The sequence below is a fragment of the Jeotgalibacillus terrae genome, from assembly GCF_016908195.1.
GTDB lineage: Bacteria > Bacillota > Bacilli > Bacillales > Jeotgalibacillaceae > Jeotgalibacillus > Jeotgalibacillus terrae.
Genome location: NZ_JAFBDK010000007.1, coordinates 1 through 15,828, shown reverse-complemented (window position 1 = coordinate 15,828; position 15,828 = coordinate 1). Strand labels below are relative to the sequence as shown.

Here is a 15,828-nt window from a genome sequence, read left to right as displayed (position 1 = left end):
ACCGCCGTCCGGAAAGCATCCGCCAAAAGCGTAGTGAAACGATGAAAGAGCCTGAGACAATTCTCAGGCTCTTTCCATTTACTCGCCAAAATTCGGCAATGTTAATTTGTTATTGTACAGCTGGTTAAACCACATTTCATAGCCAAGGGCATTTGGATGGATGGTATCATCGAGCATATCTTCAAGTGCAATGTTACGCTCAGTCATTTCATTTAAAATCGCATCATGTGTATCGAAGTAGTGCCAGCCATTTTCAGCGGCAACTGCTTTTGTCAGGTTATTATAGTCGGCAAATGTCAGTCCGAGTTCATTCAGACCTGATTCTGTCAGGTTTGTTTTTAAAATCGGATTTGGAGAGATAAACAGAATTTCAACGCCCGGGATCCGTTGTGTGAATGTGCGGTAAAGTTCTTCAAGAGATGCTTTTGTTACATCAAGCGGCACGCTCTGACGGTAATTATTAATCACTGATGTTTCAAGAATCAGTAAATCCGGTCTGCTCTTCAGTACGCCTTCGATGACTTCCGGACGAAGGAGCATCTCTGATGTATAGCCTGAATGTCCATGATTAGCAATTGTCACATGCTTCAGAGGTCTTGATGTGCTGCGGATTTCATTCTGCAGCAGGGCACGCCATGTTTGTGACGGTGTGCCGGCTCCGACGCCTTTTGTCACGCTGCTTCCAAGTGTGGCCACGCGGGCTGAGCCGTTTTTTAAGACGCGGTAGGTTAAGAAATCTATATAAGAAAGCTCATCATTATATGCAGGGTTAAGCTTTTGCAGCTCTTCAGCTACGGCACTTTGTTTCGAACGGTATTCACCGCGTACCATTCCCATGAGTACGAGGAACACACAGCTGATTAGCAGCAACTTAGATAAATGTTTCATCAGTCAGGTACATCCTTTCGTTTTCAGTAACACGTTATAAATGTAATTGTAACATAAATGTAATAATCGCTCAATAGGACGTCTGTCGTCTTCTCAGCATAAGACCCGTGAACACGTTATAATGGAGAAAAGTAAAAGTGTACAGGAGGGTCAAGTGATGGGTGCATTAAATCAGACAATGGTGATTGAACGGCCCCTTGAAACGGTATTTCAGGAAACCATTCAAATGGAGAAATCTCCTGAAATCATGGATCAGGTGGTCAGCATAAAGAAACTGACGGATGGGCCGCCGGCAAAGGGAACGAGGTATGAAGAAGTGAGAGACCTTGGTGGACGGAAAGTTCAGTCAGAGCTCGTTGTAACGGAGTTCGTTGAAAATAAATCCTATGCAGTAACCAGTGAGCAAAATGGTGTGAAGATCAACTTCCGGTATACATTCAGTGCTGAAGGTGAAAACAGTACATTTGTTACATTTGACGGGAAGATTACAACACAGGGGTTTGCCCGTTCGTTATTTAGAGGTATGATCGTGCGCATGATTTCGAAAGAGGAATTATTCCATTTACAAAAATTGAAAAACTATATTGAAAGCCGTACGGAGGGTCAGGATGACGAAAATAACAATTAAAAAAGGGTTCTCGGAAAAGATTCGTGAAGGGTGGCCGCTGCTGACAAAAGAAATGGTCCAGCAAGGTGACTACGATCAGGAAGGCCGTATATTTACAGCAATCGATCCGCGTGGCCATTTTCTCGCAAAAGGCTATCTCGGCAGGCAGAATAAAGGCTCCGGCTGGTTGCTGACATGGGATCAGCATGAGGAGATTGACGAAGCATTTTTTAAAAAGAAGATTGAAAGTGCAGCTTCGCACAGGGAAGCCTTTTTTGAGGATAACCAGACAGATGCGTTCCGTCTGTTTAACGGGGAAGGTGACGGAATCGGCGGGCTGACGATCGATCACTATGCAGGCCATTATCTGTTTACCTGGTACAGTAAAGGAATTTATGACTTCAGAGATGAGATCCTGCATGCGTTTGAACAGGTTCTTCCCTTTAAAAGTATTTACGAGAAGAAGCGGTTTGATTCCAAGGGACAGTATGTGGAAGATGATGATTTTGTAAAAGGGGAGCGTCCTGATTTTCCTCTGGTTGTAAAAGAAAACGGTGCTCACTTTGCGGTTTATCTCAATGATGGAGCGATGACTGGTGTATTCCTTGATCAGCGCAACGTCCGTAAAGCAATCCGTGACAAATATGCTGAAGGTAAAAACATGCTGAATACATTCTCTTATACAGGGGCATTTTCAGTCTTTGCAGCACTTGGCGGCGCAGTCAAAACTACAAGTGTTGACCTTGCGAACCGAAGCGTGCCGAAAACGATTGAACAGTTCAGTATGAATGGCATTGACTATGAAGCGCAGGATATTCTGGTACGCGATGTTTTCCGCTACTTCAATTACTGTGTAAAAAATGACGTGAAGTTTGACCTGGTTGTCATGGATCCGCCGAGCTTTGCCCGTTCAAAAAAACATACATTTTCCGCGTCAAAAGATTATAAAAACCTTGTGAAACAGGCAATCGACATCACTGAGAAAAAAGGTGTCATTGTGGCTTCAACCAACGCCGCTTCATTTGATATGAAAAAATTCAAGTCGTTTATTGATCAGGCATTTAAAGAAAAAGGCATGCGCTATAAAATCATTGAAACCTTCTCGCTGCCGGATGACTTCCGGACGGCTGAAGGCTATCCGCCCGGTGATTATTTGAAGGTGTGTGTGATTCAAACGCTCTGATCAAAACCGCCAAAAGGAGGAACATCTGATGGATCCGGTCACCTTATCTGCCAGAAGACTTGCCGAATACGTTCACCGCAGCGGCAGTATTGATGCTGCTATTGGCAGTGCGAACGCCATGATGGAAGGGACCAGAATCCATCAGGCGATCCAGAAAACGTACGGCGATGAAGATGAAAAAGAGAAGTTTCTGTCACGAAGGCTCGAATTTGATGGTAAAACGTTTATTTTAGAAGGCCGCTGTGACGGCCTTTTAAAGCATGAGAGTGGATATATCGTAGATGAGATTAAATCCACCTCAAGGCAGCTTGAAGACATAGAATCGCCTGCAGAGGTCCACAAAGCGCAGGCGTTTGTTTATGCGTGGATTTTAACGGAAGAGATGGCGCTTGAGGACATTCAGGTGCAAGTGACCTATGTGCAGTCATCCACGCGCGAAGAGAAGCGTTTTATCGATACATATGAAGCAGCATTTTTACGGGATAAAGTGATTGAGATGGTACGTGTCTATGAACCGTTTGCGACACTGATGCAGCGTCTGAAGTCAGAAAGGCAGTCATCGATTGAGTCACTCAGCTTTCCATTTCCAGCATTCAGGCCCGGACAGCGGCAGCTTGCGGGCTCAGTCTATAAGACGATTGATGAAAAAGCAAAGCTGTTTGCCCAGGCGCCGACAGGGATCGGTAAAACGATCTCAACACTGTTCCCTGCAATCAAAGCGGCTGGGGAAGAGAAAGTGAATCAGATCGTCTATACGACAGCTAAAACAACGACGCGTATTGCTGCTGAAGAAGCATTTCAGCTGATGCAAAAAGGTGGTCTCAGGATGTCTGCTGTCTCTATGACAGCCAAGGATAAAATCTGTTTTAAGGAAAAAACAATCTGCCAGAAGGAATACTGTGAATTTGCTGATGGTCATTTTGACAGAATCAACGGGGCAATGATGGATATTCTTGAGCATGAGACACTGATGACGCGCAGTGTAATTGAGTCCTATGCGATGAAGCACCGCGTGTGTCCTTTTGAATTTTCGATGGATCTGTCTTATGTAACAGACGCGATGATTGGAGATTATAACTATATTTTTGATCCGCGCGTGTCAAGAAAACGGATGGCCGGGGAACAGAAAAGCCGTGCCGTGCTGCTTGTCGATGAGGCGCACAACCTGCCGGACCGGGCAAGCAGTATGTATTCAGCTGCGCTGACGAAGCAGACGTTTTTGCAGATCAGCAGAAATGATCAGCACCCGGCTCTGAGTAAAGCGGCGAAGCGTGTGAATAAGGCGTTTCTGGAAGTGAAAAAAGAGCTTGAGGAATCATTTGAGATTGTTCATGAGCTGCCGGAGCAGTGGCTTGAAGCCGTTCAGGAATTTTACACAGAAGCGGAGCGGCTCGTGCAGTCAGGTGTGCGTGATGAACAGGTAATTGATCAATATTTTGCTGTGCGCCAGCTGATTGCAGCTGCTGAACAGGTGGATGAGCGATTTTATATCTATATTCAAAAAATGCGCAATGACGTATTGGTTAAGATCGTCTGTATGGATCCATCGGCATTTATACAGGGATCTGCAAAAGGGTACAGGGCTTCAGTGTTCTTCAGTGCAACGATGCAGCCTGTATCCTATATCAGAACGATGCTTGGCGGTGAACAGGAAGATTTCCAGCTCGACCTACCTTCTCCTTTCAGTAAGGAACAGATTGAGGTCAGGACAGTCCCGGTATCAACAAAATATAAAGACCGTGAAGCAACCATTAAGAGAATTACAGATGAATTGAGGGAAGCGATTTTGCGTCATACAGGCAACTTCCTGATCTTTTTCCCTTCCTATGCTTATATGAAGATGGCGTATGAGTATTTTGAGGAAGAAGGAATAGAAGGGACGGATCTGATGATGCAGTCTGCAGGAATGGGGGAGGCTGAGCGTGATGAGTTCCTGGCTGCTTTTAAAAGCGGAAACCGGATCGCAGCATTTGCGGTGCTTGGTGGCGTCTTCTCTGAAGGCGTCGATCTGCCGGGTGAACAGCTGACAGGTGTTGCGATCGTCGGCGTCGGTCTGCCTCAGATCAACCCTGAACGTGATCAGCTGAAAAAATATTTTCAGGAAAAAGGCCTGAACGGCTATCAGTATGCTTACGTGTTTCCCGGTATGAATAAAGTACTTCAGGCTGGCGGCCGGCTGATCCGGACCGAAAAGGACAGCGGGATTCTGCTGCTGATTGATGACCGTTATCTGACGGGTCAGTATCAGCAGCTGCTGCCGGAGGAGTGGCGGTGACGGGGGGAAGAAGTCCGGTTCGGCGTTTATGATGGGGTGTTCAGTGAGATGCGCTGGGCGTTCGACGTTCAACTGGGTGTGTTCGACGTAAAACGCTGATCGTTCGACGATCAACCAGTCATGTTCGACGTAAAACACGTGCGGTTCGCCACTAACAGAGCAAACTTCGACGTATAGTGTAATTAGACCTACCCCGCTCCCGTACGAAAAAACGATCCGGAGACTAACTCCCGGACCGCACCGTCATCAAAATCAGTAAACCTTCTTCACGCGCCCGACCTGTCCGTCCTCAAGACGTACTTTAATGCCGTGCGGGTGAGAGGGTGAATTCGTTAAAATATCTTTTACTGTACCAGTGGTCAGGTTACCTGATCGCTGGTCTTTTTTTAACACAATGTCAACCTGTTTACCGGCAGCAATATCACTGCGCTTTTGTCCATTCATAATGAAATACCCCGTTTCGCTTTTCTATTATTATAACAAAGAAAAGCAAAAGCACCTCAGCTTCTGCAGGATTGACTGATGATCATCTGTGTCGTGGTCCTGTACAGGGGATAGAACTCACATATTCGCTTTAAGCCTTTTAGCAATCTGTTCATATAAATCCCGGTCGATCCCTGGTGCAAACTCTTCCGGAAGGTCATTCAGGTCAGGAATCTCCCCGCCGTCTTCAGGAATCCCTTCCTTCACAATCAGCGGCTGACCATTAGCTGGATTTGTTCCTTTCCAAATCTGCTTAATATCTTTATAGTCATTGTCACTCCAGGTGAATAGAACGTTGCCGACACCCTGGTCTTCATACTTTCTGGCATGATCGAATACACGGTTATCAAGGTTTGGAATTGGCAGCATTTTTGTCAGATCAGTGCCCGTAGCAATTTCAATGGCTTTTGCATAAGCAAGAATATGCACTCCTCCACGTACGAGAAGATAGCCGATCATTTCACGTGCAGTCGGATGATCGGTCATTTCATAGACCCTCATCTTATGGGTTCTGGCCCCTATTTCCAAAAAGAAATTATGAAGCAGGTCCAGAATCAGATTGCCGCTTGAGAAGACATAGTCACCGCGCCACGAATTCCCCATTGAGTCACCTGCAAGTGAAGTTTGAGCGGTGGCAATGAATGAATAAGTGTTGCGTTTATCGGTGGCGTTACTAAGCGGAGTTAGATCGGGCGGTGCTGTAAAGGTTGTTCCTTTAGAAACGAGATTGATCGTATTACTGACCAGCTCAACATGTCCGAATTCTTCTGCTGTAATACTCGCAACAAGATCATAAAAAGGCTTAAGCTTGTGCTTTTGCCGGAAGTTAAATGACTGATACATATAATTATTTAATGTAGACATTTCACCGAATTTACCGCCAAGCAGCTCCTGAACCGCGGCTGCAGCATTTGCATCGCCGTACTCAGGAGCTGGCAGATCAATCAGTAATTTATTCACACGCTTAAACATACAGTCCCTCCTCTAAATGGTAGCTCTGCTAACTGTATGAAGCGTGAATAGTCATTATGCTTCTATGATGGGGATATCCATACTATTTGCTGAGTTCGAATGAAGAAAGGAACTTTGTTGATCTCTATCACAATGTGATCCGGTGCCGCGCTTGTCAGCATTCCCTGAACAGGATTCTTAGTAGTCTGCACTGTAATCATGCTTCCTATCAGTGAATTTACCGCCTGATAGACAAACGGATCGTAATTACTTACAAATGTAGTTTCCTGACTATTCATAATCATCATCTCCTCTTTCGGAATGATGTAGTATATGCAAAAAAAATAAATTTGTTTTTTGTAATAGTACAGGTGAGGTAAATGAACGTCAGGGTTGTTCTGATACGTTTTTATATAAGGGACAGATTTTCAATGAAAATATGAAACAGGACTTTGGACCTTTTTTACATTGTGAACAAATCTTGACATCAGGTGCTAATTAAATGAATAATGTAAAAAGGTTGAATATTCGTACTTTTTTACAACAAAATGATAACGCTTACAAAAAGGGGGGATTATATGTTTTCAGTTTGGTTTATTGGAATACTCACTGTGTTGTCAGTCTTCTTTGCATTGAAGCTGAAGAAGAAAAAGCTGTTGTTTACACCTCTAATAGCTGTGGCGGCGCTGCTTGTGGTGGAAATTGCGAAGGTGCCGATGCCATTTTGGGACACTGTGACATTTATTTTTGATTTAAGGGGCTAATTGGAAAAGGGGGAGAAATATGAAGAAGATTGACAAGAAAGTGGCTGACTCTTATTTCAAGACACGTACAACGCTCATTATGATTTATCTGGCAATCGGAGCGATTGTTTCATACGGTGTTGTCCTGTTTGCAGAGCCGCTGTCAGAGATTACGTTCAACGGCATTCCGCTCCACTATTATATGGGTGCTCAGGGTGCTGTATTGACGTTTATTATTTTGCTGTTTGTCAATGCGATTGTCAGTGACAAAGTCGATAAAAAGTATGGAATCGATGAAGCGCGGAACGAGTCAATCGGGTCTGGTAAAACAGTTGATCATTAAAGGGGAAAGTCGACTGGACAATTAAAATGGACAGTAAGTCATTCAAAGGGGGAACAGAATGGATACTCAGTTTTTAGTATCACTGGCATTTATACTTGTTACATTTGGACTTTACATAGGCATTGCCGTTTATAATCAGGCAAAAGCAACTTCAGACTTTTATGTAGCCGGGCGTGGTGTACCGCCAATCTATAACGGGATGGCGATCGGTGCTGACTGGATGAGTGCAGCTTCATTCATCGGGATGGCCGGAACTGTCATGGTCATGGGATATGACGGGCTCGGGTATATCATGGGTTGGACCGGGGGTTATTTACTACTAACCTTCCTGATGGCACCTCAGCTTCGTAAATACGGACGTTATACAGTGCCTGAATTCATCGGGGACCGCTATGGCAGTAATCTTGCACGTCTCATTGCAGCTGTTGCGACCATTATTATCAGTTTTACGTATTCAATCGGTCAGATGTCAGGGTCAGGCGTTGTTATCGGCCGTCTGCTTGAAGTGGATTACCGGATCGGGACGATCATCGGTGCATGTCTGATCGCCTTTTACTCAGCGCTTGGGGGGATGAAAGGAATCACCTGGACGCAGGTAGCACAGTATTGTGTGTTAATTACTGCCTATCTTGTCCCTGTTATTTTCATGGCATTGCAGCTGACAAATAATCCGCTGCCATGGATTTCTTACGGATCAATTATTGAAGAGATGAGAGTACTTGACAGGGAGCTTGGTATTTCTGAATACGTCGTACCGTTTACAGAAGGAACCAAATGGCAGTTCCTGGCCTTGATGTTTACACTGATGGCCGGTACTGCAGGGCTTCCACACGTAATTGTACGATTCTATACAGTCTCAACCATGAAAGCTGCCCGCTGGAGTGGTGCGTGGGCACTGTTATTCATTGGACTTCTTTACCTTTCTGCACCTGCTTATGCAGCGTTCTCGCGTTTTATCTTAATGACGCAGGTAGCAGGTTCTCCGATTAATCAGCTTCCTGCCTGGACTGCATCCTGGGTTGATACGGGCATGCTCCAGGTCGCTGATACAAGCGGGGACGGGATCCTGCAATGGCAGGAACTTCAAATTGCCAATGATATTGTCGTAATGGCAACACCTGAGATCGCAAATCTCGGCGTGTTTGTGATCGGTCTGATGGCAGCTGGCGCGATGGCTGCCGCATTATCAACAGCCGGTGGTCTGATGATCGCCATTTCTGCATCACTGTCACATGATATTTATTTCCGATCAATCAATCCGAATGCTTCAGATAAAAAACGTCTGGCTGTCGGCCGCTGGTCAATCGTCCTTGCTTCACTTGCTGCAGGTGTGATTGCACTTAATCCGCCGGGAGCGATTACGCAGATTGTGGCCTGGGCATTCGCACTCGCATCCGGGTCATTCTTCCCTGCGCTGCTGCTTGGTGTGTGGTGGAAGCGTTCGAATGCTAAAGGGGTTATTGCCGGCATGCTTGTCGGGCTGTCTGTTACACTTGGCTACATTTTCGCTGCTAAATACGGCGGCTTCACGATCCTGGGTATTATCGATACAGGTGCCGGCGTATTCGGGGCATCAGCAGCCATCATTGCAAACGTAGCTGTATCACTGGCAACAAAACCGCCTTCACAGAAGATTCAGGAGGAGGTTATCGACCTTCGTTACCCTGAGCAGATGACCTACCGCGATGGAGAGGTGTGGCTTGATGACGGAAACGACGTACCGCCGTCCAAGTGATGGTGAATCGATCAAAGCATTTATTAAAGAGACACCGCTTTTTAAAAACAGATCTGATGAATCGTTCAGCAGGATCTATCAGGCATGCCAGGAGCGGCAGTACGATAAAGGTGTTTTAATAGCGGATGCGCGTAAAAAAAGGGAAGGAATCCTGCTGATCACATCCGGTCTTGCGGAAGTATATGCAACAGGGTTCCAGAATGAAAGAGAAGTGCTTGAGCTTGCAGGTCCTGGCGAAATTGTCGGACTTGCCAGTATCAGTACGATGTTAAAACCATCGGATGAACCGGTCAACACTGTAGAAATTGTTGCGTTTGAAACAACGCAGGGTCTGTTCATTCCTTACAGTGTACTGAAAGAGCTCTGGGGGGAGCCCTCTGTACAGCAGTACTTTCTTGAAAAAGCGATCTTCCGCCTGCAGGATGTATATCAGTCTCTGACTGAACAGATGCAGCAGGCTGGTTGGGCCGAACAGCAAAAGCAGGTATTTCAGCGGGTGCAGGACATGATGTCCTCCCCGCTGCTTACCGTTTCAGCTGATAGCACCATCGAAGAAGCAATTGTCTTTATGACCCGTCATGCACTGAGTGCAGCTGTGTATGTGAAAAAAGACACGCCGTATATCGTGTCAATGAGGGAAGTCATGAAGGCGATCGCTGACAAGAAACCACTGCAGGACAACCTGTCTGATATCGGGAGAACATGTGCAGTGATCAAACGAAGTGCCTACTATTATGATGCACTTTCAGTTTTTCAGCTTGAAGGAGACCTGCGGCATATTGTGGTACTTGATGACAGAGAGCGTCCTGTGGGCATGCTGACGCTTTCTGATGTACTGAAGCAGCGTCACCGTTCTATTCAGCATTTAATGAAAGAGATTTACGCACTTCAGCCGGAAACGCTCGGAAAACTGTCAGCTGAGCTGAAAAAAATGGCTTCCCGTTTAATTGAAGAACGTGCAAGTATCCGGATGCTGTCTTCAGCTATGACACCGTTATTTGACCAGCTCACTGTACAGATTCTGAATGTAGCGGTCAGCCAAATCGGGCAGCCGCCATGCACTTTCACCTTCTACCAGATGGGCAGTGCAGGGCGGGGTGAACAATTTCAGATGACAGATCAGGACCACTTCCTTGTTTTTGAAAAGAATGGTGAGGCAGAAGAAGCATATTTTGAAAAGCTGGGAGCTGTAGTTACTTCCCTGATGGAAATGGCCGGGTTTGCATTATGTGACGGAGATATGATGGTCAGTAATCCAATGTGGAGAGGAACGGTATCTGATTGGCAGCAGCGGATCAGAAGATGGGCGCTGCGCTCAACTCCGCAAAATATCTTATACGCCTATAACTTTTTTGCGATGAGGCACCTGTATGGCAGTGCTGAAGTCCATCATTCGTTTATGAGCGGCATTGAAAGAGAACTGAAGCATTCAGGGGTGCTGCTCAGGCAGATGGCAGAAGAAATCAGATCCACACCAATCCCGTCAATTGACCACCGGATCAGGAGCCTGCTGCTGCGTGAAGGAAAAGTGATTGATCTGAAAAAGCAGGTGCTCTTCCCTTTCCATCATGCACTGCAGATCAGCTCGATCCTTGCAGGAGTGATAGAAGGGTCAACTGCTGAAAGAATAGCCAGGCTGACGGAAAAAGGAAGAATAGAAGATGAGACAGAGCTGAAGGAAAGCGTTGATTTTATACTCTCACTTAACCTTCAGCGCAAACAGGAAGGCACTTCTGAAGTCAGACCCGATCAACTGACTTCCCGTGAAAAAGCAATACTGTCCAGATCTCTCGAAACGCTGCGGAACTTTCAACAGTCAGCAGTAAGAGAACTGGGCGTGTGAAGGAGGAAGCGTCATGCCGATATGGTCAAAGAAATTTGATGATCAGATCATCACAGATATTCCGCTTTCCACTCCGCTGAATGAACTGAATCTGCTCGTTGTGGACACTGAGACCACCGGCTTTGCTGTGGGTAAAGATGACCGTTTGATTGAAGTAGGGGCAGTACCGGTGTCCAATTTAAAGGTGCTTGAAAAAGAAGCGTTTCAATCATACGTGAATCCGAAAAGGGATATTCCACCTGTCATTACAGACCTGACATCGATTACTGCAGCCGATGTGGAGAGTGCCCCTGATTCAATGGAAGTCATTGAATTATTATTTAAAAAAGGCAGGAAGTTTCAGACACACGCTCTTGCCGGTCACTATCTTTCTTTTGATCTCCTTGTCTTAAAACATGAGCTCAGGCGGAATTCTCTCCGCTATCAGGAGCCGCCGGCAATCGATACACTTGATCTTCTGGCTTATCTCGTGCCGACCTGGGAGATGAAGGATCTTGCTTATTATGCGTCAGTTTTTGAAACAAGAATGTATGACCGTCACACAGCACTCGGGGATGCGATGACCGCTGCTTACTTGTTTTGTGAGCTCTGTGAACGCGTAAAGGACAGGGGAATCACTACGTGGGGAGAACTGCTCGCTCTCAAATCATCAAGAACGATATGACTTTTGGCTGAAATGTGCTGGAAATGGTTTGACAATCTTTGTTATGTGGGAATAGTAAGGTGCACGAAGTAAATTGAGAGAAGAGAGGATTGTCAGAGATGACACTTCAAAGCATTTTACAGGAATTCCATACATTAAAAGCAGAAATCATCCCAGTAGATTTACTAGATGAAAGATATGCAGATTTAATGATCCGGATGGAGCAGTCATACAAGATTCCTGATGTAATTACAGAAGAATGGGAACAAAAAAATCGGTCGGTCAGTACAGTGTACAGGTTGATTGCAAGCAACCGGCTGATGGATACTTAATCATTGTGTTAAAACCGTTTGGTGATGGTGCCGGGCGGTTTTTTGTTTGGGGTTATGGCGGCGGAGGGGGCTGGTTCAGGAGATTACCGGGGGTGTTCAGGAAATTACATGTGTGGTTCAGGAGATTACCACGGGTGTTCAGGAAATTACTCAGATGGTTCAGGAAATTTTCACTGACTTTCCTGAAATCGTATCAAAAGAACTACTTATCCTTACGCCAGATTCCCGTCCCAAATCCATTTAAAAACCGCCGCCCCAAAAGGAGCAGCGGCAAATATCATTTATTTCTTCAACACTTCAGGAAGCGTGCTGTAGTAATCTGCAATCACGCGCAGCCCCTGATCAAAGTTTTCAAGATGAAAATGCTCATTTGGTGCATGGAAGTTCTCGCCCGGCAGTCCAAAGCCCATCAGCACGATCGGCTTTTGCAGAATCTGATCAAAAGTTGCGACGATCGGGATAGAACCGCCGCCGCGGATAAACTGTGTCGGGACACCGTAGACTCTTTCATATGACGCACCTGCAGCCTGGATCGCAGGGTGATCATAAGGCGTTACATATGGCGCTCCTTTATCGAATGGCGTGACTTCAACTGTGACACCTGGAGGCGTATGTGCGTTGACATGCTTTGTCAGCAGCTCAACGATTTCATCAGGATCCTGATGAGGGACTAAGCGGCATGTAATTTTTGCATGCGCTTCATTTGGCAGAACTGTTTTAATCCCTTCACCTTCGAACCCGCCCCACATGCCATTGATCTCAAGCGTAGGACGTGTCCACATGCGTTCAAGTGAGGTATAGCCTTTTTCACCAAATAGCGCATCGACTTCCAGCTCTTTTTTCAATGTCTCGTCAGAAAAGTTCAATGCTTCATAAGCTGCTTTTTCTTCATCAGTAAGTGGTTCGACTTTATCATAGAAGCGGTCAACTTGAATGATGCCATCCTCGTTACGGAATGAGTCCAGCAGTCTGACAAGCGCATGCAGTGCATTTTGCACAGCGCCTCCATAAAGGCCTGAGTGAAGGTCACCTTTAGCACCTTTTACATCGATCTGGATGCCGGCAAGGCCGCGCAGTCCGTAGCAGATCGCCGGCTGTCCTTTTTCCTGCATACCTGTATCTGAAATGACGATCACATCTGATGAAAGCAGGTCCTGGTTTTCCTCAACAAACTTCGGAAGGTTTACGCTGCCAATTTCTTCTTCACCCTCGATTAGAAACTTCAGATTAACTGGCAGGCTGCCGTTTTCCTTTAATAAAGCTTCAACTGCTTTTACATGCATGAATGATTGGCCTTTATCATCGGTTGCGCCGCGCGCGAATATTTTGTTATCGCGGATCGCCGGCTTAAATGGCTCAGTTTCCCACAGATGAAGGGGATCAACGGGCTGCACGTCATAATGCCCGTATACTAAAACAGTAGGCGCGCCTTCTGCATGAAGCCAGTCACCGTAGACGACCGGGTGTCCTGCTGTAGGGATCATCTGTACATTTTCCATACCGATCTTCCGCAGGTTTTCCGCAATCCATTCGCCGCCTTTCAGCGTGTCCTGCTTATGTTCTGAAAGAGAGCTGACGCTTGGGATCGAGAGCCATTCTGTCAGTTCTGCCAGATGACGGTCTCGATTGTTCTGAAAGTATTGATCTAATGTCATGATAAAACACTCCTTAATTAAGTTTGACAATATGCTGGTGCTTTGTTATGCTAGTGGTTGATCGTTTTACGGGAGCGGTTGTTCGGCGGATATCGCCAGCCGCCATAATTAAATAACAAGGTCTGGAAATCCAAGGCCTGAATTCAGCGACTCACCTTCTGAGTTTGCTAAGCAGTTAAGCTATTTCACCGATTGAAGCAAAAACCCTCTAAAAATGCCGGGGTCGTTGCCCGGAGACAGTACTTCAAACTACTACGCAGTAACTGTGCACTTCTAAAGGTTCTATCTCACCGAACCGATTCAGACCAAAAATTCCAGATTACTTTAAGAACGAATTGAACGTTTTAAAGTAGTATCTGATTCACACTGGCGCAGCTTCGGAGCTGCAAGGACGAAAGAGAGGTTAGGGCTTTCGTTGTTTTAGGTATTATGTAATGCCGCTCCCGTAAGGCAGATCACCAATCCTCTTTAACATTACTCCACATTTTAATTCTTTTCAATTCACTTTCCCTTATCGACAAAAAGATTGATTTTTCAGTATATGACAGTGGAATTTTCAGAACGGATAGTATACGCTAGTTCTATCTATATTTTTTACATACTGCTAATTTACCAGGAGGAATATCGTTGGAATTTATAGCCATAGCTGCTTTGCTTTTTGCCTCATTCTTTTTATCGGGGAGTGAGACAGCGCTTACTGCTGTTAACAAAATGAAGGTTAAGACCCGTGCTGAACAGGGTGATCGTGCGGCTGAGAAACTGTTGAAACAGGTGTCAAAGCCTGATCAGATGATCACGACAATCCTGATTGGGAATAATATTTCCAATATCCTGTTACCTGTACTCGTAACTGTTATTGCAATTGAGTACAACATCGAGGTAGCGCTGGCAACAGGGATCTTAACTGTAACGTTAATTATATTTTCGGAAGTGCTGCCAAAAACCATTGCAGCTACGTTTGCAGACCGCATTGCTTATATTGTGGCACCGGTGATCCGGATTCTGATGACCATTTTTAAGCCAATTACATGGTTTTTATCCAAGTTTACAAATATCGTTATCCGTATTTTATCAAAAGGTGATATTAAGGAAGCGACGATTACCAAAGAAGAGCTTCGTACAATGGTTGATATCGCATCAACTGAAGGAACATTTTTAGGTGATGAGTCACTTCGTATTAAAGGTGTGCTTGATTTTCAGAAAAAGGACGTAGGCGATGCAATGAAAACGCCGCGTGTTGATATTATCGGGATCCCGATTGAAACGACTTACGAGGAAGTGCGTGATTATGTCATTGATAATCCGTATACGCGCTATCCTGTATATAAAGAAAATATGGATAACATTGTCGGTGTGTTTCATTCCAAGCAGGTGATTGAATGGTCACTGACGCCTGAGAAGCCGTTGACTGAATTTATGGATAACGATCCATTATTCACAGTTGAGACAACATCAATCGAACGCATTTTCAAACGCATGCTTCAGGCAAAAAAGCATTTTGCGATTGTACTTGATGAGTACGGCGGAACGCTAGGCATCATCACGCATGAAGATATTATTGAAGCGATGATCGGCCAGGAAATTGCTGATGAAAATGATGATGAAGAAGAGTCGTGGATTGATGAACTGACAGAACGGACAATTGTCTGCCACGGTAAGCTGAATATTCACAGACTGAATGAAGTATTCTCAACTAAAATTCCTGAAGAACAGGATGTACTTGCCGGATTCGTGCTAAAAGAAATCGGTCATTTACCTGAAGAAGGCGATGAATTTGATTACCAGCACCTGCGTGTTACTGTTCTTGAAATGGAAAAGAACAAAATTACGAAGGTCCGTATTGAAAAACGCATGATCGATGGAATTGAAGATGATAAAGATATCGAAAGCTGATGGCTGATGGCAGATGCCATCAGTTTTTTTTATATATTTATATTAATTATAGAAGTCATATATAAAATTTGAATCGTAACACTTCAGTTTATTGAAATCTAAGTGCAGCGGAGCGTAGGGCGGTGACTCCGGGACGATTAGAGGGAAGCTGAGACCCCGCAGCCGAAGGCGAGTTATCATGAACAAAACTAGCTCCTTATTCGTACATTCGTAGGTTAACTGGGTATAAGAAAGTAAGAAACCATCAAACCCAA

Annotated in this window: 16 protein-coding genes; 11 read left to right on the top strand and 5 right to left on the bottom strand. The window is 45.2% G+C overall.

The window, feature by feature from the left end; translation table 11 throughout:
* Positions 1 to 78 precede the first annotated feature (78 nt).
* Entirely contained in the window at positions 79 to 888 is an 810-nt protein-coding gene (locus JOD21_RS08380; protein ID WP_204729179.1) for an SGNH/GDSL hydrolase family protein, read from the bottom strand.
* Positions 889 to 1,045: 157 nt separating this feature from the next.
* Here JOD21_RS08380 and JOD21_RS08375 point away from each other — a divergent pair, with 157 nt between their 5' ends.
* Genes JOD21_RS08375 through JOD21_RS08365 form a run of 3 tightly spaced genes read left to right on the top strand, consistent with a single transcriptional unit; the run spans position 1,046 to position 4,953 of the window.
* Entirely contained in the window at positions 1,046 to 1,516 is a 471-nt protein-coding gene (locus tag JOD21_RS08375; protein ID WP_204729178.1) for an SRPBCC family protein, read from the top strand.
* Positions 1,497 to 2,678 carry a class I SAM-dependent rRNA methyltransferase gene (locus tag JOD21_RS08370; protein WP_204729177.1) on the top strand — a complete coding sequence of 394 codons (1,182 nt, stop codon included), beginning with the start codon at positions 1,497 to 1,499 and terminating at the stop codon, positions 2,676 to 2,678. The genes JOD21_RS08375 and JOD21_RS08370 overlap by 20 nt, the downstream gene beginning before the upstream one ends.
* A gap of 28 nt (positions 2,679 to 2,706) precedes the next feature.
* On the top strand, positions 2,707 to 4,953 hold the full coding sequence (locus JOD21_RS08365) for a helicase C-terminal domain-containing protein (protein ID WP_239581503.1): 2,247 nt from the start codon (positions 2,707 to 2,709) through the stop codon (positions 4,951 to 4,953).
* Positions 4,954 to 5,205: 252 nt separating this feature from the next.
* On the opposite strand, the gene JOD21_RS08360 is transcribed toward JOD21_RS08365, so the two are convergent.
* The 3 genes from JOD21_RS08360 to JOD21_RS08350 form a co-directional block, all read right to left on the bottom strand.
* Complete coding sequence (locus JOD21_RS08360) at positions 5,206 to 5,397, bottom strand: YwbE family protein (protein ID WP_134382349.1); 192 nt, start codon at positions 5,395 to 5,397, stop codon at positions 5,206 to 5,208.
* 117 nt (positions 5,398 to 5,514) lie between these two features.
* Complete coding sequence (locus JOD21_RS08355) at positions 5,515 to 6,408, bottom strand: manganese catalase family protein (RefSeq protein WP_204729176.1); 894 nt, start codon at positions 6,406 to 6,408, stop codon at positions 5,515 to 5,517.
* Between the two features lie 62 nt (positions 6,409 to 6,470).
* The gene (locus JOD21_RS08350; RefSeq protein WP_204729175.1) at positions 6,471 to 6,686 is read right to left on the bottom strand and encodes a YuzF family protein; all 216 of its coding nucleotides are present in this window, start codon (positions 6,684 to 6,686) and stop codon (positions 6,471 to 6,473) included.
* Positions 6,687 to 6,889: 203 nt separating this feature from the next.
* On the opposite strand from JOD21_RS08350, the gene JOD21_RS08345 reads away from it, so the two are divergent.
* The 7 genes from JOD21_RS08345 to JOD21_RS08315 all read left to right on the top strand — a co-directional run bounded on the left by JOD21_RS08345 (position 6,890) and on the right by JOD21_RS08315 (position 12,270).
* A complete protein-coding gene (locus tag JOD21_RS08345) occupies positions 6,890 to 7,138 on the top strand; it encodes a hypothetical protein (protein ID WP_204729174.1) in 249 nt (82 codons plus the stop codon).
* Positions 7,139 to 7,170: 32 nt separating this feature from the next.
* Positions 7,171 to 7,473: a DUF4212 domain-containing protein gene (locus tag JOD21_RS08340; RefSeq protein ID WP_204729173.1), complete on the top strand. Its 303-nt coding sequence runs from the start codon at positions 7,171 to 7,173 to the stop codon at positions 7,471 to 7,473.
* A gap of 58 nt (positions 7,474 to 7,531) precedes the next feature.
* A complete protein-coding gene (locus tag JOD21_RS08335) occupies positions 7,532 to 9,208 on the top strand; it encodes a sodium:solute symporter family protein (RefSeq protein ID WP_204729172.1) in 1,677 nt (558 codons plus the stop codon).
* Positions 9,177 to 11,051 (top strand): DUF294 nucleotidyltransferase-like domain-containing protein, encoded by a 1,875-nt coding sequence (locus tag JOD21_RS08330; RefSeq protein WP_204729360.1) that lies wholly within the window; start codon positions 9,177 to 9,179, stop codon positions 11,049 to 11,051. Before JOD21_RS08335 ends, JOD21_RS08330 begins: the two co-directional genes overlap by 32 nt.
* A 13-nt stretch (positions 11,052 to 11,064) precedes the next feature.
* Positions 11,065 to 11,715, top strand: a complete 651-nt coding sequence (locus tag JOD21_RS08325; protein ID WP_204729171.1) for a 3'-5' exonuclease — start codon at positions 11,065 to 11,067, stop codon at positions 11,713 to 11,715.
* Between the two features lie 98 nt (positions 11,716 to 11,813).
* Complete coding sequence (locus JOD21_RS08320) at positions 11,814 to 12,026, top strand: hypothetical protein (RefSeq protein ID WP_204729170.1); 213 nt, start codon at positions 11,814 to 11,816, stop codon at positions 12,024 to 12,026.
* Between the two features lie 46 nt (positions 12,027 to 12,072).
* The gene (locus JOD21_RS08315; protein ID WP_204729169.1) at positions 12,073 to 12,270 is read left to right on the top strand and encodes a hypothetical protein; all 198 of its coding nucleotides are present in this window, start codon (positions 12,073 to 12,075) and stop codon (positions 12,268 to 12,270) included.
* Positions 12,271 to 12,307: 37 nt separating this feature from the next.
* Here the strand turns inward: JOD21_RS08315 and JOD21_RS08310 are convergent, their stop codons facing one another.
* Complete coding sequence (locus JOD21_RS08310) at positions 12,308 to 13,681, bottom strand: dipeptidase (protein ID WP_204729168.1); 1,374 nt, start codon at positions 13,679 to 13,681, stop codon at positions 12,308 to 12,310.
* A 627-nt stretch (positions 13,682 to 14,308) separates the two neighbouring features.
* On the opposite strand from JOD21_RS08310, the gene JOD21_RS08305 reads away from it, so the two are divergent.
* Positions 14,309 to 15,574 carry a hemolysin family protein gene (locus JOD21_RS08305; protein ID WP_204729167.1) on the top strand — a complete coding sequence of 422 codons (1,266 nt, stop codon included), beginning with the start codon at positions 14,309 to 14,311 and terminating at the stop codon, positions 15,572 to 15,574.
* Positions 15,575 to 15,828 lie beyond the last annotated feature (254 nt).